Origin of the sequence: Ectopseudomonas oleovorans, assembly GCF_003052605.1 — a bacterium.
GTDB classification, from domain to species: Bacteria; Pseudomonadota; Gammaproteobacteria; order Pseudomonadales; family Pseudomonadaceae; genus Aquipseudomonas; species Aquipseudomonas oleovorans_A.
Genome location: NZ_QASO01000115.1, coordinates 1 through 19,440, shown reverse-complemented (window position 1 = coordinate 19,440; position 19,440 = coordinate 1). Strand labels below are relative to the sequence as shown.

General features: G+C 59.6%; 22 protein-coding genes. 10 read left to right on the top strand and 12 right to left on the bottom strand.

What is annotated here, in order from left to right:
* Window positions 1-187: 187 nt before the first annotated feature.
* The 3 genes from DBO86_RS19460 to DBO86_RS19450 are packed head-to-tail and all read right to left on the bottom strand — an operon-like array spanning window position 188 to window position 3,274.
* Window positions 188-1,507, bottom strand: a complete 1,320-nt coding sequence (locus DBO86_RS19460) for a three-Cys-motif partner protein TcmP (protein ID WP_003131931.1) — start codon at window positions 1,505-1,507, stop codon at window positions 188-190.
* Window positions 1,508-1,529: 22 nt separating this feature from the next.
* Window positions 1,530-2,273 carry a phage Gp37/Gp68 family protein gene (locus tag DBO86_RS19455; protein ID WP_003131934.1) on the bottom strand — a complete coding sequence of 248 codons (744 nt, stop codon included), beginning with the start codon at window positions 2,271-2,273 and terminating at the stop codon, window positions 1,530-1,532.
* A 29-nt stretch (window positions 2,274-2,302) separates the two neighbouring features.
* Window positions 2,303-3,274: a site-specific integrase gene (locus tag DBO86_RS19450; RefSeq protein ID WP_003131935.1), complete on the bottom strand. Its 972-nt coding sequence runs from the start codon at window positions 3,272-3,274 to the stop codon at window positions 2,303-2,305.
* Between the two features lie 179 nt (window positions 3,275-3,453).
* On the opposite strand from DBO86_RS19450, the gene DBO86_RS19445 reads away from it, so the two are divergent.
* Genes DBO86_RS19445 through DBO86_RS19435 form a run of 3 tightly spaced genes read left to right on the top strand, consistent with a single transcriptional unit; the run spans window position 3,454 to window position 5,595 of the window.
* Window positions 3,454-4,452: a DNA-binding protein gene (locus DBO86_RS19445; protein ID WP_023911060.1), complete on the top strand. Its 999-nt coding sequence runs from the start codon at window positions 3,454-3,456 to the stop codon at window positions 4,450-4,452.
* 38 nt (window positions 4,453-4,490) lie between these two features.
* Window positions 4,491-5,135: a DUF6036 family nucleotidyltransferase gene (locus DBO86_RS19440; RefSeq protein WP_003131939.1), complete on the top strand. Its 645-nt coding sequence runs from the start codon at window positions 4,491-4,493 to the stop codon at window positions 5,133-5,135.
* Complete coding sequence (locus tag DBO86_RS19435) at window positions 5,116-5,595, top strand: hypothetical protein (RefSeq protein ID WP_003124105.1); 480 nt, start codon at window positions 5,116-5,118, stop codon at window positions 5,593-5,595. The genes DBO86_RS19440 and DBO86_RS19435 overlap by 20 nt, the downstream gene beginning before the upstream one ends.
* A gap of 185 nt (window positions 5,596-5,780) precedes the next feature.
* Here DBO86_RS19435 and DBO86_RS19430 read toward each other — a convergent pair whose 3' ends face one another.
* Together DBO86_RS19430 and DBO86_RS19425 are read right to left on the bottom strand one after the other, a co-directional pair.
* The gene (locus tag DBO86_RS19430; protein ID WP_003124104.1) at window positions 5,781-6,101 is read right to left on the bottom strand and encodes a hypothetical protein; all 321 of its coding nucleotides are present in this window, start codon (window positions 6,099-6,101) and stop codon (window positions 5,781-5,783) included.
* A 44-nt stretch (window positions 6,102-6,145) separates the two neighbouring features.
* Window positions 6,146-6,532, bottom strand: a complete 387-nt coding sequence (locus tag DBO86_RS19425; protein WP_043503894.1) for an antitoxin Xre/MbcA/ParS toxin-binding domain-containing protein — start codon at window positions 6,530-6,532, stop codon at window positions 6,146-6,148.
* Window positions 6,533-7,294: 762 nt separating this feature from the next.
* On the opposite strand from DBO86_RS19425, the gene DBO86_RS19420 reads away from it, so the two are divergent.
* Both DBO86_RS19420 and DBO86_RS19415 read left to right on the top strand, forming a co-directional pair.
* A complete protein-coding gene (locus DBO86_RS19420) occupies window positions 7,295-7,891 on the top strand; it encodes a hypothetical protein (RefSeq protein WP_108234584.1) in 597 nt (198 codons plus the stop codon).
* 4 nt (window positions 7,892-7,895) lie between these two features.
* Window positions 7,896-8,660, top strand: coding sequence for a TraX family protein (locus DBO86_RS19415; RefSeq protein ID WP_244185580.1), 765 nt, complete (start codon window positions 7,896-7,898; stop codon window positions 8,658-8,660).
* A 630-nt stretch (window positions 8,661-9,290) separates the two neighbouring features.
* Here DBO86_RS19415 and DBO86_RS19410 read toward each other — a convergent pair.
* Window positions 9,291-10,868 carry a methyl-accepting chemotaxis protein gene (locus tag DBO86_RS19410; protein WP_108234582.1) on the bottom strand — a complete coding sequence of 526 codons (1,578 nt, stop codon included), beginning with the start codon at window positions 10,866-10,868 and terminating at the stop codon, window positions 9,291-9,293.
* A 562-nt stretch (window positions 10,869-11,430) separates the two neighbouring features.
* Between DBO86_RS19410 and DBO86_RS19400 the strand changes: the two genes are divergently transcribed.
* The 4 genes from DBO86_RS19400 to DBO86_RS19385 are packed head-to-tail and all read left to right on the top strand — an operon-like array spanning window position 11,431 to window position 15,910.
* On the top strand, window positions 11,431-13,110 hold the full coding sequence (locus DBO86_RS19400) for a Mu transposase C-terminal domain-containing protein (RefSeq protein WP_003465068.1): 1,680 nt from the start codon (window positions 11,431-11,433) through the stop codon (window positions 13,108-13,110).
* Window positions 13,111-13,112: 2 nt separating this feature from the next.
* Window positions 13,113-14,021, top strand: a complete 909-nt coding sequence (locus DBO86_RS19395) for a TniB family NTP-binding protein (RefSeq protein ID WP_108234581.1) — start codon at window positions 13,113-13,115, stop codon at window positions 14,019-14,021.
* Window positions 14,018-15,235, top strand: coding sequence for a TniQ family protein (locus DBO86_RS19390; protein WP_003465063.1), 1,218 nt, complete (start codon window positions 14,018-14,020; stop codon window positions 15,233-15,235). Before DBO86_RS19395 ends, DBO86_RS19390 begins: the two co-directional genes overlap by 4 nt.
* Before the next feature lie 60 nt (window positions 15,236-15,295).
* A complete protein-coding gene (locus DBO86_RS19385; RefSeq protein WP_000904941.1) occupies window positions 15,296-15,910 on the top strand; it encodes a recombinase family protein in 615 nt (204 codons plus the stop codon).
* 52 nt (window positions 15,911-15,962) lie between these two features.
* Here the strand turns inward: DBO86_RS19385 and merE are convergent, their stop codons facing one another.
* The 6 genes from merE to merT are packed head-to-tail and all read right to left on the bottom strand — an operon-like array spanning window position 15,963 to window position 19,109.
* On the bottom strand, window positions 15,963-16,199 hold the full coding sequence (gene merE, locus DBO86_RS19380) for a broad-spectrum mercury transporter MerE (protein WP_001087809.1): 237 nt from the start codon (window positions 16,197-16,199) through the stop codon (window positions 15,963-15,965).
* Window positions 16,196-16,561, bottom strand: coding sequence for a mercury resistance co-regulator MerD (gene merD / locus DBO86_RS19375; RefSeq protein WP_003465059.1), 366 nt, complete (start codon window positions 16,559-16,561; stop codon window positions 16,196-16,198). The genes merE and merD overlap by 4 nt, the downstream gene beginning before the upstream one ends.
* 15 nt (window positions 16,562-16,576) lie before the next feature.
* Window positions 16,577-18,223 carry a mercury(II) reductase gene (gene merA, locus DBO86_RS19370; RefSeq protein WP_000136268.1) on the bottom strand — a complete coding sequence of 549 codons (1,647 nt, stop codon included), beginning with the start codon at window positions 18,221-18,223 and terminating at the stop codon, window positions 16,577-16,579.
* Complete coding sequence (gene merF, locus DBO86_RS19365) at window positions 18,220-18,465, bottom strand: mercury resistance system transport protein MerF (protein WP_000654684.1); 246 nt, start codon at window positions 18,463-18,465, stop codon at window positions 18,220-18,222. Before merF ends, merA begins: the two co-directional genes overlap by 4 nt.
* 2 nt (window positions 18,466-18,467) lie before the next feature.
* A complete protein-coding gene (gene merP, locus DBO86_RS19360) occupies window positions 18,468-18,743 on the bottom strand; it encodes a mercury resistance system periplasmic binding protein MerP (protein WP_000735441.1) in 276 nt (91 codons plus the stop codon).
* Window positions 18,744-18,758: 15 nt separating this feature from the next.
* On the bottom strand, window positions 18,759-19,109 hold the full coding sequence (gene merT / locus DBO86_RS19355) for a mercuric ion transporter MerT (RefSeq protein ID WP_001294667.1): 351 nt from the start codon (window positions 19,107-19,109) through the stop codon (window positions 18,759-18,761).
* Between the two features lie 71 nt (window positions 19,110-19,180).
* Here merT and DBO86_RS19350 point away from each other — a divergent pair.
* On the top strand, window positions 19,181-19,440 hold a 260-nt coding region (locus DBO86_RS19350; protein WP_146173217.1), incomplete at its 3' end, for a MerR family transcriptional regulator.

The following is a 19,440-nucleotide window of genomic DNA, read 5'->3' as shown; positions in this document are numbered from 1 at the left end:
CTCGGGTGGATTACAGGTCGTAGTCAGGGTTGCGCAGCGGACGCAGCTCGCCGCGGGCGACCTCTTCCGGTACCGCAAAGGACATACCGACCGAGTATGTTGATGTGTTCGTAGATCAGCGGCGACAGCCGGGCCACATCCTCTTCCAGTACCGGGTAAGCCCCAAGTTTCATGCCGTTGCTCGGTCTCAAGACTCATCCACCTTCGCTTTCGGAGGCGGTGGCAGAAAGAAAAAGGGCCGCTGGGGTGGGGCCACTAGGGTATCGGTTATCTTGATACTGCTGCCCTTGCGGCGTTTTTTCTTACCGTCCTTGTCCACGGCGAGGAGATCACCATTGGAGACTGCAATATCCAGAGCCTGCTTCACCCGTGACTCGTCCGCCATCGTGTAATTGGCAAGCCCACTCATTAGGCTTCCAAACGATTGCTGTTCAACCTCGTAAACCTGCTTGGGCAGCAACTCCGACAGTTCACCTCGGATGCGGGTATCCGTGACGATATCGAACTGATGCTCCTCCTCGAATATCAGCTCTTGCTGATCCGTCACCTTGATGTCGCGATTGGCGTCATAGCCAAAGAAGCATGAGGGAGACAGCATGTGGGAGAAGTTGTTGCCGTACTTCCAGTGGATCTTCTTCATCACGTCATTGGCGCGGTAGCTCTTCGCCAAGTGGATGAACCAGTACGCCATGGGGTTGGCGCCCACGGGGCGGATGAAAAAGATGGTCATGAACGGTGCGCCGGTTTCCTCCTTGATCCCGTCGGATAGGCAGCGTTGAATCAGGTACTGCCAATCGCGCGGGTTATGCGCCTTCAGGTGCTTAAGCATGTCCCATGGGATATGCCGTTCCAAGTCGATATTGGAGATGGCCTTTCGATTGGCCTGGCGGTCGGAGAGATAGGCCACCAGGAAGTCGACATTGAAGGTCAGCAGCACCTCGGCATTGGCTATGTTCTGAAAGATCCATTTGATCTTGGAGAACGGCACGTCGCTGTAGCCGTACTGATCCAGCAGAAACAGAACCCGCTCGCTCATGCCGAACGATTTGAGGTTGTGGGCGATCGCCGGTAACGCCTGGGTGAACTCGGCGGTATGCAGGTGTACATCGCGGCCGAAGCGCTGGCTGTGGCCTCGGCTGGCCAGGACGGCGTGCAGACAGTCGATGTTGTCTTTCTTCACATCGACAAAATAATGCTGGGAGCGGATGGGACGGGGTTTAATACGGCCAAGGTTATTGCGAACTTCGGATTCTTGAATTGCCTCCAGGGCGATCACCGGCGATCCGAAGTGCTTGCCACCCGCGTCATCGTTGTAGATACCACCGCCACTAAAGCCATCGACGACCGACAGGCCCAGCGCAGGCATCTGCTGATTGCGCATCAGGACATCAATGTAAGTCTGAATGTACTCATCGATGATCTGGTGTTTGATCTTGCTGTGCGGGTCGATGGTTGGAAAAGTCTGGCTCGCCCAATCCCACCGGTATTTTTCGTCATCCTTGGCCATCGAGTAGTCCTTGTCGTGGTGATCAGGCGAGGTTGAGCAGCGGGATCTCATCCCAGGTTTGGCCATTCAGGAGCCGGCCGTTGGCTTTCTTCGAGCGTTTAACGCCATCGGCTCCCCAACCGCCCCATTGTTTGAAGAAGAAGGCCGAACCGAATTCATCGCACTGGCGATGAATGTTGTCGACCCATTCCTCCTTCATGGGACGCGCCTTGCCACCCGACTCACCGCCAACGATGACCCAGTGGATGTCGGTCAAATCCAACTCGCCCAGATCCTCCAGCAAGGGTTCGGCCGAGAGGAAGCGGATTGTTGCGTCTATGCGGCGCAGGCAGTCTATGCGCGGCACGCCATAGGCTTTGTCCTCGACCGATACTCCCAGCCAGGCGTTCACGGGCGGAGTCCGCTGGCTGAAGTAGTCGGCCAAGCGCTCGGCACGCTTGGTGAGAATCTGGAAGGTGTGTTGAGACGCCTGGCGAATCACCTCGAACACCTGGTCGATGTACTCGTCCGGCACCTGCTCGTGGAACAGGTCGGACATCGAGTTGACAAAGTAGATGGTCGGTTTCTTGCGCTGCAGCGGTTCCTGAAGCTTTTCCGGCCGCAGGCTCAGGCGGAAACCGTTCTCGTAACCCGGCGTGCCCATGGCTTGCAGGCGGTGGGCCATGTTCTCGGCATAGCAGTGTTTGCAACCCGGCGATACCTTGGTGCAGCCCACCACCGGGTTCCAGGTCATTTCCGTCCATTCGATGCTGGTCTGCGTACTCATTGCACCTTCACTCCTGTCGTGCGTCGATGTTAGTGAGAAGCTGGCAGTTGCGTCAAAGTGCCAGTAATCAGTTCAAGGGCGGGTTTCGCCGCCAGGCCGCCAAAGGAGATGGCGGGGTCGATGTAGCGCATGGCCGACTTGATGTCCTTCCAACCCACGTAGGTCATCAGCGCCTTGAGATCCCAGCCGTTGGCCGTGGCCCAGGTGGCGAAGCCACGGCGCAGCGAATGGCTGGTGTACAGCTCAGCCGGTATCCCGGCGCGCTGTAGGATGTGCCGTAACAAGCTGATCAGGCTGCCAGGATGCAAGGCCTCGTCGCTCAGCCGCCCCCAGCGATCCAGCCGGCGGAACACTGCGCCGCGGGTGATGCCGGCAACACTGATCCAGTCGAGATAGGCCTGTACCGGGCAGAGGCGTTTCAGGGCCGGTGCGTAATGGGTCGTGCCGAGGTTTTCCCGGTCACCCTTGCTCTGCGGCAGGAACAGGCTCATGCCAGCACCGGCCTCGGCCTGGATATGCTCGACCTGCAGTCGACAGAGTTCGTCGCTGCGAAAGCCGCGCCAGAAGCCGATCAGCAGCAGCGCCGCATCGCGCCGACTGCGCAGCAGGCTTGTCAAGTTTCCGGACTGCCGAGCCCGTTCGGCTTCCTGATTCAGCCAGTGAACCGCCTGCTCCAGGTGTTGCAACTGCAACGGTGCAGCCTGCTTCGTTTGCGCCGGATGCAATGTGCGGATGCCTTTGAGCACCTGTCGCACCGTGGGCGTCTTGGTCGGATCAGGAAAGCCCTGGGCGATATGCCACTGGGCCAGGGCGGCCAGGCGCTGTTTGAGCGTGCTAAGGCTTAGGGTGTCGGCGTAGTCCACCAGGTAGCGCACGATGCTGTCGCTGGTGGCGGGCAGGAAGCCGCACCAAGTCACTTCGAAGTGCTCGATGGCCGATTGGTAGCTGCGGCGAGTGTTTTCCCGCGTACCGGCTTGCAGATAGCGACCGACATCCTTCATCGCCCGAGATTGCCCTTTGTGTACTGGAAAACGGTTGTCAAGCGACCGTTTTTGCCATCTGATTAAATAATGCTCCATTATTTTATCTGATTTATTTGCTTTAAACGCGCTTTACATCAATTAAATATAGTATGTAAATACATAGTATGTAATATAATACGAAATCGTAGGAGCAGATCATGGCCCGCGGCGGCATCAACAAGGCACTGGTTCAGAAGGCGCGGCAGGCAATTCTGGCGCGGGGCGAGAACCCCAGCATCGACGCGGTAAGGGTCGAACTTGGCAATACCGGCTCGAAAACCACCATTCACCGCTACCTGAAAGAGCTCGAAGACGCCGAGCGCGGCCGAGATACGGCCTCGATCCCGCTCAGCGAACAGCTGGCCAATCTGGTCGGCCAACTGGCAGATCAGTTAAAGGAAGATGCGCAGGCGGCCGTGGCCCAGGAGCGCGAACAACTGGCACATGACCGGCTTGATTTCCAGAACCAAGCGCGGCTGGCCGAAAGCCGAATCCAGCAATTGGAAAGTCAGTGCAGCGGGCTCACAGAACAGCTCCAGGTTGTCCAGCACGCGCTACAGCAGGAGCAGCAGCGACGCCAACAGGGCGAGGTCGAGAATGCCCGCCTGTTGCAGGCCAACCGCGACCTGGAGGAGCGCCTGCAAGACCGCGATGGGCAGATTCGCTCGCTAGAGGAAAAGCATCAGCACGCACGTGACGCCTTGGAGCACTACCGCCAAGCCAGCAAGGAGCAGCGTGAGCAGGAACAACGTCGACACGAGTCGCAGATGCAGCAACTGCAACTAGAGCTACGGCAATTGCAGCAGACCCTGATCGTCAAACAGGACGAGTTGACCCAACTGAACCGCGACAATGCGCGCCTGCTCGCAGAAGCGCGGCAGTTGCAAAAAGAGCAGCATGCGCAGCAACAGCTACTGGCACAGAAAGCTCAGGCCCTGGAGGCCTTGCAAAACACGCTGACCGGCGCCGAGCGCTTGAATGAAACCCTGGAACAGCGTTGTCGCACATTGCATGAGGAGGTGTCCCGGCTGGGTGAAGCCTCCGCGATCCAGACGCAACAGGCGCAAGGCCTGCAGGAGCGCCTGATCGAAGCCACTGCACAGCTGAAGCTACTCGGGGCGCCGCTTGCGAACAGCGATGGCGCACGTAGCCCATGAACCGGCACACTGAGCCTATGCGCTGAGTGGAGGTGAAGATGACACTACTTGAGACTGCCAGTGAGGGGGCTGCGGAACCTGTCCGCTTGACTACGCCGCTGGGCCAGGCCATTGGTAATCTGTTCGCCCGGGCCTTGCCGCTACTGAATGGCAATCCGCCAGGCTCGCTCAAGGTCTTCATCTTCGGCGGCTGCGCGGTGCACCTGCTCACCCATGCGCGTGGTAGTGCGGACATCGATGCGGAGATCGAGGCGGCCCGTGTGCTGCGTAAGGAAGAGATCATGGCCGTCTATACACCGCCAGAGGGTTATGAGGACAGCGACGGCCGCGACTTGCAGGTGTACTTGGATCAGAACTACACCAATGCCCTCGGGCCATTGCACGAGGACTACCGTGAGCGTGCCATCCCCATGCAGGGTTTCGAGGGTGAGCAGCCGCTGCATGTTTTCGTTGCTGCCGGCGTGGATCTGGCAATATCCAAGCTCGGCCGCTTTACGGAAAACGATCAATCTGATATCGAACAGCTCATCGAATGCGGCCGTGTCGATGTCGGCCAGTTTGTTACACTGGCAACAGAGGCAATCGATTATGCTGTGGGCAACCGAAGCGCAATGCTAGGCTGCCTGAAACTGGTCACAGCGAAGTACCTGGAGGATCGGCGAGATGCCACGTCTGGATCGTAAACAAAGCTTTGGCGCGCTCCTGGAGACTGTCACTCAGCAGCGCCTTAGCCAAGTTGCGTCCGATGCTCTCGTGGAGCTCGCCAAGCAGTTGTGGTACGAAGAGCGCGACCTCGTGCCGGTATTGCAGCGTGAAGTGGCGGGCAAGCTGCGCCAGCCTGAACAGAAGCTGCGTGCCCTCTATCTGGTCGACCTGCTGCGTCGCTTTCCCTGTGTATCAACGGACAAAGCCGCGCGCCTAAAAGGCTTTGTCAGCAGCTGGTCGAACCTGAAACCGGCAGAACGCTCGCCGCGGGCGACCCAGTTGGTCTCTCGCTACAAGCTCGACAAGCTGGCCTATGAGTGGGGGCTGGAAGAAGACGTCAGCAAGCAGATGCAGGATGTTCTGGCTTTCCAAACCCGCCATTACGCCGCCACTCAGGGCGTGAAGACGGGCTATTCAGAGCCAGCGCCCATCGGCTAGCAGCCGGGCACGGCAAAATGGACGCGGAATGGCCAACTCGAATGACGACCGAAGATTCGCTGATCTAACACACGAGGCATTAGCTGATGTGAGCGAGGGTTTGGTGATCGATCACGCATTGGTCGAGACCTGGGCCCAGAGCCTTGATACCGACACCCCAGTGCCTTTGCCAACTCCAGATCGGCCTACTTAATTCGCAGCAGGCCGAACTCATCCTGAGCGGTATCGGGCTCCTCATCAAACATGGTGTTGACCATGCGCTTGCGGCGAAGATGGCTCAGGGTTCTGAAGAAGCAGACTTCGCACAGCCGAACCTCATAACGCTCACCGTCGTGCTTGGAACCATGCCCCCAGTTTGCCTGAAGGGTTCCAAACTGTTGGCCATAGCCTTCTGCGCGAATGCTCTGGCAGCAGACATCACAAGTGATGTCTATGACCGTTTCAGGCGGTGGAGTATTGGTATGCTCCATGGTCAGTACCTCCAGCTGCGGGCGGGCGGTGGCCATCCAAACCTTAGAATCGCTTCACTGCTCCAGAACTCCGATAAGGGTCACACTGGCAGGCCATATTCAATCGCATGAATAGCCTGCTGCACGGCGCGCGTACCAGCTTCTGTTGCCAACAGTTCGACCGGCCTCTCATTGGCCAACACCACATTCGGTGCCGTTAGCCAGCGGAGTGCACCTTCTAGGTCCCCTTCGTACAGCTCCAGTAGCGCATCGAGAGTCTCGACAAGGCGACAGAAAACCTCACTTGCCTGCAAAGACATTGCCGCACTGAGGGAGGATACTCCGACCCATTCCGCTATCTGGACGGGCGATCGCCCAAGCGCCTGGGCCAGATCAGAGACCAACGAAGCAGGCAGACCCGTCAGTACCGCCACATGCAAGCGGTAGTGGCCTCTCGGCAAAACCAGCCTGTCGTAGAGCTTGTCCATAACATCCCCCTGAACAATGCGTGCCATAGGTTTTGGGCATATGGGCCAATCATTGCTCCCAGCATTGTTGTCGTACTGGCCAGCCTCATTCTCTCACAGCCGGTCCAAACCAGTGCCCAGACGAGGATGCCAGGCTGCTAACGGCTAGCGGGGGCGCAATACCCAGACGTGCGAAACAAGTCTGACAGGGAGGGGAAGCCTCAAGTCACAGGGAGCAGCCTAGCTGCCGCTCTAGGACGGTCTTTATAGTCAATTATAGAGTGATTATAGAATCATTCATTCCGGCTGCCTGATTTGCCGCGACCGGTTCAACTGAAGGATCTTCTGAGGTTGTTAATCGACCTCATTCCTAAGCATCAGGGAACTGTTTGTTCCTACACCTGTAACCCACGTCGGCACCAACCATGTTTTCCTCGCCGTGTAGCAGCGATCGACCTGGGTGACACACGTCAGAATCGCCGCATCGCGATACCCATGTGGTTTTTTAAAATTGTGATATTAATCATATGGATAGAGGGGAAGTGAGTGAATTTTCCCCTTATCTCGGCATGACCCCTTCACCGCCCTGATCAACTACGGCCACGCCGTCCGCCTTCTACTCGAAGATGAGCAAGGACGCGCCGATATTTGCCTTAGCCGACTCTTCGGCAAGTGCGAAGAGCTGGTAGAAGATGGGGTGCTGACTATTGCGCAATGGCACGCTGTGGCGGAAATCTAACTACCAAGGCCCCGCTATGGCGGGGCTTTTTGTTGAGGTGAAGTATGAAGGAAAGTCAGTTCAAAACCTATCTAGCTGCTGCCGATACCATTAGTGGCGACTATGCCATCGGCTACCAGCATGGACTGCGCCGCCACTATCATGGCGACAGCTTCCAGGTGCCTGGAAGTATCGACGCTTGGAGAGCGCTTGATGATGATCGTGGCGAAGGCTTCCGCGATGGAGAGTCTGGCCACCCGCCGCGCGGGTTCCACGGCAACATCGGAAATCTGAATGCTGCTGGTGACCTACCTGCCGACAGCCAGTTACAAGTGCGCGTCAACTCACAGATCAAGGCACGCTGGGTCAAGCAATCGCAGATGGAGGGCCTGAAGCTTAGTCAGTGGGTGAACAAGACGCTGGACGATGCCTGTGAAGGGAGGGGAACTGATATGGCCACTGCAATCGATTATGCCGGCGCCTGGCAGCGCCTGAATGAGGCCCTGGCTCGCAATGTCCAACAGGCCGAGGGCGATCCTGAAATGTTCGCCTTCCTGCTCACGTCGACTCTGGCTGCATTCAGTGCTCAAGGCCTCCTCGATAACGGTTCCTCAACCAGGGCGATCGAGCTGCTGCACGAGCTCCACCAAATCGAGGTGTAATGAGATGGCCACGTCGATGGCGGTGCCGGTACCGGGGATTCAGATCGAGCGCGATAGTGCGCTCGACTGGGTGAAGTGGCTTGCGTTGGTGGCCATGGTCCTTGATCACGCCTGGTTTGTCCTGCCGCCCGAGTGGCAGGATCCAGGATACGGCCTGCGCGTAGCCGGCCGGCTGGCATTCCCGCTGTTCTGCGTGGCCATTGCGGCCAACGTTGCCCGCCAGCCTGCAGGTTACCCGGTCGGGATCAGGCGCTACCTGGGCGGCTTGCTGCTGTTCGCCTTGCTCAGCCAGCCGGCCTACACGAAGTTTTTCGATAACGGCACGCTCAACATCCTGTTCACGCTCGCACTCGGTTTGCCGGTCGCCGCGGCGGTTCAGCACCGGACGCCGGCGCTGATCGTCGGCGCAGTGCTCTGCGTGGCCATCGCATACGCCTATGGTTCTGTCATCGCGTACGGCATCTGGGGCGTGCTGCTGCCGGCCGTTCTGGTGGTGGCCATCCGCGTTCGGGATTCGGATCTGTTCCAGGTACTGGCCATCGGCGCCGGCCTGATCGCACTGCTGGCCAACGGCGCACTGCTGGCGGTGTTCCGGGATCTGTCGCCGGTTCAGTACAGCCAAGTTGCCGCAATCGCTGTCGCGCCGTTGCTCGGCCTGCTGATGCTGCAGGTCCAGGCGCCGCCAGTCCGCCCGGTCGGACGATGGATGTACGCCTTCTACCCGTTGCATCTGCTCGTGCTGAGCTCGCTCGCGATCGCCTGGAGCTGATCGCCCGTCTCACAGGCGCCGCCGGGTTCTCTGGCGGCTTGCCGCCTGCACCGCTCCGACATCATTCCTTTCCCTTTTGGGCTGCTTTTGCTTTGCTCTTCTGCCTGCGCATGAGCTCCGTGGTGAGCTTTTCAAGCGGAGTGCGGGTCAAGGGGTTGGTGCGGCCTGCAGGCGCGTAGCGCCGAAGCCACGGCCCCTTGACGCGCATGTAGCGACCCAAGCCTCCGCAGAGGGTGTCGGGGGTGCTCTTCCCCCGGCACCCCTGCTCGCGGCGAGCGCCCCCGGAGGGCCGCCGGAGGCATGCTTTTAGACATATCGTGCAGGGGCATTGCCCCTGCCTCGGTGTGGGCGAGTAGCCCACGACTTTGACAGCGCAGCGCCGAAGGCGCGAACCAGGGGTTTGGGGAGCAGTGGAACCAAAAACCAACGTAAGGCTTAGCTAGGGGGAACCGCAGAATTCGGAAAAAATCGTACGCTAAGCTAACGGTGTTCTCGTGACAGCTCTTTGACTAGGCTTTCTAAGGCCATTCTGATAGCCCTGACTTCCTGAAAAGCCATGGCTAAAATTTGTGCGGCTAAAAGGGATACCGATGGTAAAGTAAGTTATCCCTGTCGAGATACTGAAAAGCGTTATCCTCGTTTTTCCCAAAACTGTTTTGCCAGTTCGCTCAGAGCGCTAGTTAACTGAGCGACAGATTTCGCACTTTGCAAATTATTCTGCCCGGTCTGTACATTGGTATCAGCAGCATCGCGTATATTGATAATACTGCGGTTTATGTCTTCACTTACTGCTCCCTGCTGCTCGACCGCAGTCGCTATTTGCGCGTTCATGTCGGTAATTTCGTTAACGCGTTGGCCAATTCCATCAAGAGCTGTAGCTGCTTCCTCTGCGTGAGCTACACTCGTGTGCGCTTGCCGACTACTTTGCTCCATGACTGTAACAGCGGATTGCGCTCGCTCTTGTAGAGCGCTGATCATGCTTTGAATATCCGTTGTCGATTGCTGTGTGCGAGCAGCAAGACTGCGAACCTCATCGGCGACAACAGCAAAACCACGCCCCTGCTCACCAGCACGCGCGGCCTCAATTGCTGCGTTGAGTGCCAACAAATTCGTTTGCTCGGCGATCCCTCGTATAACGTCAAGAACTTTTGATATCTCGTTACTTTGACCTTCAAGCTCATGAATAACCTGAGCGGCTTGCCTAATTTCACCTTCAAGGGCAGTGATTGACTGGCTTGTGTGGGCTACCAGACGCTGGCCAGATGCCGTCTCAGTGTCTGCTCTTCCGGCCGCATCTGCAGCATGCTGTGCATTGCTCGCAACCTCTTGAATGCTTGCCGCCATTTGGTTTACTGCCGTTGCTATTTGATCTGTCTCTGCCTGCTGCTCAACTGTAAGTACATTGCTTGACTCAATATCCTTTAGTAGGCTTCGGGTGTGTTCGCTAAGCCGATTTGATGCATCACCTATGCGACCTACTACGGCGCCTGTTTCAGCTTGCATCATTCGTAAAGCAAACTCTATTTGGCCAAACTCATCGGTGCGCCCAGTGTAGAGGGATTGACTTAATGGGTTATTGGAAATATTCCTGGCTCTTTCAACCAGTCTTCCAAGAGGAGAGAGAATAGCCAAAACACTAACAGAGCTTAAGCTTCCTGACATTAAAGTAGCTAACAATAAGCTGCTTATTGATGTATCAGTAAGCATGCCGGCAGCCATTGCGCTTGATATAATACTACCCCATATGAGCAAGAGTATCTTCACGGAAAAGCTAGCAGCCCATTTCGGCCTCGCGGCCTTCCCGCTTCTCAGTTGAGCATATAATTTTTCCGCAGCCAAAACCTGCTCAGGTTCAGGCTTGGTCCTTACAGACTGGTATTCAACAATCGAACCATTCTTAGCTATTGGCGTTACATAAGCACTTACCCAATAGTGGTCGCCATTTTTACAGCGATTTTTTACTAGCCCCATCCATGAGCGGCCAGATTTTAATGTACTCCACATATGCTCAAATGCAGCAGGCGGCATATCTGGGTGTCTTACGATGTTGTGAGGCTGGCCTAATAGTTCTTCCTCAGTGAAACCACTGATTTTAATGAAGTCAGGATTAACGTACGTGATATGGCTTTGAGGGGAGGTAGTCGAAAGAATATTGGCATCTTTTGGGAGTTCTAAGTTTCGACCCGTCACTGGTAAATTCTGGCGCATAAGAGCCTCAAGGGTTGGCTGTTTTATTTTATTGTGTTCGGCATTAAGCCCAATTTCTTTAGGGAAACTCTGAAAAAGCCTCTGTTTATCGAAATCGCCTCCCTGTAACCCGCATGGTTGCTGGGCTGTATTTTTCGAGAAAGGACTTTTTCAGACCATCCTTAGGGAAACTCTGAAAAAGCCTCTGTTTATCGAAATCGCCTCCCTGTAACCCGCATGGTTGCTGAGCTGTATTTTTCGAGAAAGGACTTTTTCAGACCATCCTTAGCGTTACGATAAAGCTAGCATGGAAACGATAGGTGCAAGCAAGTTAAGGGTTGCATCGCGCATGTCAATCTAGGCTATACCCTAACTGGATGTCAGGCAGGGCCGCGCCGCTTCGTCAGAATAGAGTCATCTTTCGCATTTTTTGACACATGTGTCGTTTTCAGAAGACGACCGCACCATCTGACTGGATGTAACGCCTGGTGTGCATACGGCTCCTGACAGCCCAATATCAGGAGTCGTCTGCACCAATCTCGACTATGCTCAATACTCGTGTGCACCAAAGCGAGGTTTGGGCATGACATCAGACACTCCACCGATTGCCGCGCAAGGCGTGGCCACCCTGCCCGACGAGGCATGGGCGCAAGCCCGGCACCGGACGGAAATCATCGGGCCACTGGCAGCGCTTGAGGTGGTCGGGCATGAAGCCGCCGATGAGGCAGCCCAAGCGCTGGGCCTGTCCCGGCGACAGGTATATGTCCTGATCCGTCGCGCCCGGCAGGGTACTGGCCTGGTAACAGACCTGACGCCCGGCCGATCCGGCGGCGGCAAAGGCAAGGGGCGCTTGCCGGAACCGGTCGAGCGCATCATCCGCGAGCTGCTGCAAAAGCGCTTCCTGACCAAGCAGAAACGCAGCCTGGCGGCGTTCCACCGCGAAGTCGCGCAGGCGTGCAAAACCCAGAAGCTGCCGGTGCCGGCGCGCAACACCGTGGCCCAGCGGATTGCCGGACTACACCCGGCGAAAATAGCCCGCAGCCGGGGCGGGCAGGACGCTGCCCGTCCCTTGCAAGGCGCGGGTGGCATTCCGCCCGAAGTCACCATGCCGCTGGAACAGGTGCAGATCGACCACACCGTCATCGACCTGATCGTGGTCGACGAGCGCGACCGGCAACCGATTGGCCGCCCATATTTGACCCTCGCCATCGACGTGTTCACGCGCTGCGTACTCGGCATGGTGGTCACGCTGGAAGCGCCGTCCGCCGTCTCGGTCGGCCTATGCCTCGCGCATGCCGCCTGCGACAAGCGGCCCTGGCTGGAAGGGCTGAATGTGGAAATGGACTGGCCGATGAGCGGCAAGCCCAGGCTGCTCTATCTGGACAACGCGGCCGAGTTCAAAAGCGAAGCGCTGCGCCGTGGCTGCGAACAGCATGGCATCCGGCTGGACTATCGCCCACCAGGCCAGCCGCACTACGGCGGCATCGTGGAACGGATCATCGGCACGGCGATGCAGATGATCCACGACGAATTACCGGGGACGACCTTCTCCAATCCCGGCCAGCGCGGCGAGTACGATTCCGAGAAGATGGCCACCCTGACGCTGCGCGAGCTGGAGCGCTGGCTCGCGTTGGCGGTAGGCACCTATCACGGCTCCGTGCACAACGGCCTGCTCCAGCCGCCGGCCGCGCGCTGGGCCGAGGCCGTGGAGCGCGTTGGCGTCCCGGCCGTCGTTACCCGCCCCACCGCGTTTTTGGTCGATTTCCTGCCGGTGATCCGCCGCACCCTGACCCGCACCGGCTTTGTCATCGACCACATCCACTACTACGCCGACGCCCTCAAGCCGTGGATTGCCCGGCGCGAGCGCTTGCCCGCCTTCCTGATCCGGCGCGATCCGCGCGACATCAGCCGCATCTGGGTACTGGAACCGGAAGGTCAGCACTATCTGGAGATCCACTACCGCACCTTGTCCCATCCGGCCGTCACCCTCTGGGAACAACGCCAGGCGCTGGCCAAATTGCGTCAGCTCGGGCGCGAGCAGGTGGACGAGTCGGCGCTGTTCCGCATGATCGGGCAGATGCGCGAGATCGTGACCACCGCCCAGAAGGCCACGCGCAAGGCGCGGCGCGACGCTGATCGCCGCCAGCACCTCAAGACGTCGGAGCCACCGGCCAAGCCCATACCGCCGGATGTGGACATGGCTGACCCGCAGGCAGACAACCTGCCGCCGGCCAAACCGTTCGATCAGATCGAGGAGTGGTAGCCGTGGACGAATATCCCGTCATTGACCTGTCCCACCTGCTGCCAGCGGCACAGGGTTTGGCCAGGCTGCCGGCAGACGAGCGCATCCAGCGCATTCGCGCCGACCGCTGGATCGGCTACCCGCGCGCGGTCGAGGCGCTGAACCGGCTGGAAACTCTGTATGCGTGGCCGAACAAGCAACGCATGCCAAACCTGCTGCTGGTCGGCCCCACCAACAACGGCAAGTCGATGATCGTCGAGAAATTCCGGCGGGCGCACCCGGTCGGCACCGACGCTGACCAAGAACATATCCCGGTGCTGGTCGTGCAGATGCCGTCAGAGCCATCGGTGATCCGCTTCTATGTCGCGCTGCTGGCTGCGATGGGCGCGCCGCTGCGCCCGCGCCCACGGCTGCCGGAAATGGAGCAACTGGCGCTGGCCCTGCTGCGCAAGGTCGGCGTGCGCATGCTGGTGATCGACGAACTGCACAATGTACTGGCTGGCAACAGCGTTAACCGGCGCGAGTTCCTCAACCTGCTGCGCTTCCTCGGCAACGAGCTGCGTATCCCCCTGGTCGGGGTCGGCACGCGCGAGGCGTACCTGGCCATCCGTTCGGACGATCAGTTGGAAAACCGCTTCGAGCCGATGCTGCTGCCGCCGTGGGAGGCCAATGAGGACTGCTGCTCGCTGCTGGCCAGCTTCGCGGCGTCACTCCCGCTACGGCGGCCATCCCCGATTGCCACGCTGGACATGGCCCGCTACCTGCTCACCCGGAGCGAAGGCACCATCGGCGAGCTTGCACATCTGCTGGTGGCGACGGCCGTCGCCGCCGTGGAGAGTGGCGAGGAAGCGATCAACCACCGCACGCTCAGCATGGCCGACTACATCGGCCCCAGTGAGCGGCGGCGACAGTTCGAGCGGGAACTGATGTGAAGTCCGCGCCGCGCTGGCCGCTGCATCCGGCACCCAAGGAAGGCGAAGCCCTGTCCTCATGGCTCAACCGGGTCGCCGCCTGCTACCAGATGGACGTGCACGAGCTGCTGGCCCACGATCTTGGTCACAGCCAACTTGATGACCTGGATACCGCACCATCCTTGTCGTTGCTGACGGCGCTCTGCCAGCGCAGTGGCGTCGAGCTGGAGCGGTTGCGCAGCATGAGTCTTGCAGGCTGGGTGCCGTGGCTGCTCGACAGTCTCGACGATTCGGTACCAGCAGCCTTGGAAACCTATACATTCCAATGCGCGGTGCTCCTGCCCAAGCGCACCCGCAAGGTGCGGTCCATCACTCGCTGGCGTGCCTGGCTACCGAGCCAGACGATTCGCCGGGCGTGTCCGCAGTGTCTGAACGATCCAACGAATCAAGCTGTGCTACTCGTCTGGCAGCTCCCCTTGATGCTGAGCTGCCCGCAGCATGGCTGCTGGCTGGAGTCCTACTGGGGCATGCCCGGCCGGTATCTTCAGTGGGAAATCGCCGATGCTGCGCCGCGCCCTGCCGATGACGCAATCGCCTGCATGGACCGGCGCACCTGGCAGGCGCTGACGACGGGTTTTGTGGAGCTGCCGCGTCGGCGTGTCCACGCCGGCTTGTGGTTCCGGCTGCTGCGCACCCTGCTTGATGAGCTGAACACGCCGCTCTCGCACTGCGGCAGTTGCTCGGCGAGCATCCGCCATGTCTGGGAGCGCTGCGGCCATCCGCTGCGCGCCGGGCAGAGTCTGTGGCGTCCCTACGAGATTCTGGCCCCGGCGGTGCAGTGGCAGATGCTGGAGGCGGCGGCCACCGCCATCACGCTGATCGAGTCAAAGGCGCTGATCCCGCGCGGGGAACAGGCCGCGCTGTTTCAGACGGAGCCGCACACTGGTTTCACCAACGGCCTGCCGGCGAAGGTGCCGAAGCCGGAACCCATCAACCACTGGCAACGAGCAGCCCAGGCCATCGATGAGGCCATCATTGAAGCGCGACACAACCCGGAGACGGCCCGCTTGCTGTTCACACTGGCGTCCTACGGGCGACGCGACCCCGAATCCCTGGAACGTTTGCGCGCCACGTTCACCAAGGAGGGCATCCCGCCGGAGTTTTTGTCACATTACGAGCCTGAATGGCCGTTTGCAGGTCTTAGACTAAATGACGGGTTAAGTGACAGTTTTTGACGGCGAGAACTTTCTGGCTCACACTGTCACATAATCGAACGTATATGTGACAGGTACGACATGCTGATAGGCTACATGCGGGTATCGAAGGCGGACGGCTCCCAGGCTACCGATTTGCAGCGCGACGCGCTGATTGCCGCCGGGGTCGATCCAGTACATCTTTACGAGGACCAGGCATCCGGCATGCGCGAGGATCGGCCCGGCTTGACGAGCTGCCTGAAGGCGTTGCGAACTGGCGACACACTGGTCGTGTGGAAACTGGATCGGCTCGGACGCGACCTGCGACATCTCATCAACACCGTGCACGACCTGACTGGGCGCGGCATCGGCTTGAAGGTATTAACCGGGCACGGCGCGGCCATCGACACCACGACCGCCGCCGGCAAGCTGGTCTTTGGCATCTTCGCCGCCCTGGCCGAGTTCGAGCGCGAGTTGATCGCGGAGCGCACGATTGCCGGCCTAGCCTCGGCCCGCGCGCGCGGGCGGAAAGGCGGCCGGCCGTTCAAGATGACCGCCGCCAAGCTGCGGCTGGCGATGGCGGCAATGGGTCAGCCAGAGACCAAGGTCGGCGACCTGTGCCAGGAACTTGGCGTCACGCGGCAGACCCTGTATCGGCATGTTTCACCCAAGGGTGAGCTACGTCCAGATGGCGAGAAGCTACTCAGCCGAATTTGATGCCGGCATGAGGCAACGTAGCGACAGCGTGGTTTGTCTCAATGGGAAGCGCTCATGATCGATCTTTGAAGGCCCGCAGCAGTCGTGTCACAGACAGGACGAACAAACCGGTCAGCGTGAGGGCTGCGATACCCCAGTACTCTCCGATGAACGCGCCGGCCGTCGTGCCGGCCAGCACAATGGCGAGAATCGGCAAATGGCAGGGACAGGTGAGCACGGCCAGCGCGCCCCACAGGTAGCCGGTGATCGGTTTGTGCGTCTCGGACGGCAAGCGCTCGGGGCTGTTCATGGCAGACTCTCCGCGTGCTGTGCCGGCTCGGTCGGCATGGTGGCCAACTGCACCTCCAGATCGGCCAACGCTTCGCGCCGACGCTCGACGAACTGGCGCAGAACGGCAAGCTGCGCGGCCGCTTCATCGCCGTCCGCAGCATCCAGCGCCCGGCACAGCCGCGCCAGCGCGTCCAGGCCGATGCCCGCCTCGAAGGCCGCCCGCACGAAGCACAGCCGTTGCAAGGCGGCATCATCGAACAGGCCATAGCCGCCCGGGGTGCACGCCACCGGACGCAGCAATCCGCGCAGCAGGTAGTCGCGCACGATATGCACGCTCACCCCGGCATCAAGGGCCAGCCGGGACACGGTGTAGGCGCTCATTGAAAACCTCCTTTTTTATCCAGCGCAGCAGGAAAGCTGCTTCACGTCCTTGTTGAAGGTCTGCGCCGCAAGCTTCAACCCCTCGACCATTGTCAGGTAGGGGAACAACTGGTCGGCCAGTTCCTGCACCGTCATGCGGTTGCGGATGGCGAGCACCGCCGTCTGGATCAGTTCGCCCGCTTCCGGGGCCACCGCCTGCACGCCGATGAGCCGTCCGCTACCTTCCTCGATGACCAGCTTGATGAAGCCGCGTGTGTCGAAGTTGGCAAGCGCTCGCGGAACGTTGTCGAGTGTCAGCGTGCGACTGTCGGTCTCGATGCCATCGTGGTGCGCTTCCGCCTCGCTGTAGCCCACGGTGGCGACTTGCGGGTCGGTGAACACCACTGCCGGCATCGCGGTCAGATTGAGGGCTGCGTCGCCGCCGGTCATGTTGATCGCGGCACGGGTGCCGGCGGCCGCTGCCACGTAGACGAACTGCGGCTGGTCGGTGCAGTCGCCGGCCGCGTAGATGTTCGGGTTGCTCGTGCGCATGCCTTGGTCGATAACGATGGCCCCTTGCGCATTGACAGTGACCCCCGCCGCGTCCAGCGCGAGGCTGCGCGTATTCGGTGCCCGACCGGTGGCAACCAGCAACTTGTCAGCGCGCAATTCACCGTGTCCGGTGGTCAGCACGAATTCGCCGTTCACATGGGCGACCTGGCTGGCTTGCGTGTGCTCCAGCACCTCGATGCCCTCGGCGCGGAAAGCGGCTGTCACGGCCTCGCCGATGGCCGGGTCTTCCCGGAAGAACAAGGTGCTGCGTGCCAGGATCGTGACCTGGCTGCCGAGCCGGGCAAAGGCTTGCGCCAGTTCCAACGCCACCACCGACGAACCGATCACGGCCAGGCGTGCGGGAATGGTGTCGCTGACAAGCGCTTCGGTGGAAGTCCAGTAGGGTGACTCTTTCAGGCCCGGAATCGGCGGCACGGCCGGACTGGCACCGGTGGCGACCAGGCAGCGGTCGAACGTTACCTCGCGCTCGCCACCCTCGTTCAAACGGACGACCAGGCTCTGGTCGTCCTTGAAACGCGCTTCACCGTGCAAAACGGTGATGGCTGGATTGCCGTCCAGGATGCCTTCGTATTTGGCGTGCCGCAGTTCATCGACACGGGCCTGCTGCTGGGCCAGCAGTTTGCTGCGGTCAATCGCAGGCACAGTTGCCGCAATACCGCCGTCGAACGGACTTTCCCGGCGCAGATGGGCAATATGGGCAGCGCGGATCATGATCTTGGACGGCACACAGCCGATATTGACGCAGGTGCCGCCGATGGTGCCGCGTTCGATCAGCGTGACCGTCGCGCCTTGCTCGACGGCCTTCAGCGCCGCCGCCATCGCGGCCCCGCCGCTGCCAATGATGGCGATATGCAAACCGGCGCCCTCAAGTGCATCACGGATTTTTGGTTCATCTTTGAAATCACCAACCCGGATCGAGCCTTGATAACCCAATGCGGCGATGGCGGCCAGCAGTTGGTTGTGGCTCACGGCGGTGTCTGCCATGACTTGCGCGCGGCTTTCTGGATAGGACACCACAGCGGCATTCACGCCGGGAATCTTTTCCAAAGCATCTTTGACATGGGTGGCGCAGGATGTGCAGGTCATGCCATTCACGGTGATTTCGGTCATTTTTTTACTCCATTGAATTTCGGGGTGCAGCAGGCATCGGCTTGGCGTTTTCGTTGGATGGCGTAGATGGTCAAGCCGATGAAAATCGCCAGCGCAGGCAGCAGCACATAGTCCAGATAGCCGGTCAGCGCGGACAAGCCGACCACACCGAGCAAAATGACCAGAACAGGGGTGAAGCAACACAGCGCCACGAGGGTTGTGCCAATGATGCTGACCCGCAGCAGTGTCTTCGGGTCTTTCATGATCAGTTCTTGACTGATGATGGGTAGCCCGCATCCTCGGTAGCCTTGGTCAGTTTCTGCACGCTGGTCTTGGCATCATCGAAGGTGACCACCGCTTCGCGCGTCTCGAAGGTCACGTCAACTTTACTGACGCCATCGACCTTGGAAATCGCCTTCTTGACAGTGATCGGACAGGCCGAGCAGGTCATGCCCGGTACGGACAGCGTAACGGTCTGGGTGGCGGCCCACACGGGGGCAACAACGGCAGCGAGGGCAAGGGCGGAAAGCAGCTTTTTCATGGTGAACTCCTGTGATCAATAGAAAAATGGCACGACGTAGGGAAATCCGAGCGCGACCAAAACCAGCACGGCCACGCCCCAGAAAATGAGCTTGTAAGTAGCTCGCACTTGGGGAATCGCGCAAACCTCACCCGGTTTGCAGGCGGCTGACGGCCGGTAGATGCGCCGCCAGGCGAAGAACAACGCCACCAGCGCCACGCCGATAAAGATGGGGCGATAGGGTTCCAACACCGTCAAGTTGCCGATCCAAGCGCCGCTGAACCCCAAGGCGATCAGAACCAGCGGCCCGAGGCAGCAAGCCGAGGCGAGGATGGCGGCCAGCCCGCCAGTGAAGAGCGCGCCGCGCCCGTTTTGAGGTTCAGACATACGTTTGTCCTTTCGAATCTGAATTGGATAGCTTAAGCTTACTTCCGTAGTTATGTACGGAGTCAAGCGATATGGAAAACAATTTGGAGAACCTGACCATTGGCGTTTTCGCCAGGACGGCCGGGGTCAATGTGGAGACCATCCGGTTCTATCAGCGCAAGGGCTTGCTCCCGGAACCGGACAAGCCTTACGGCAGCATTCGCCGCTATGGCGAGACGGATGTAACGCGGGTGCGCTTCGTGAAATCAGCCCAGCGGTTGGGCTTCAGCCTGGATGAGATCGCCGAGCTGCTGCGGCTGGAGGATGGCACCCATTGCGAGGAAGCCAGCAG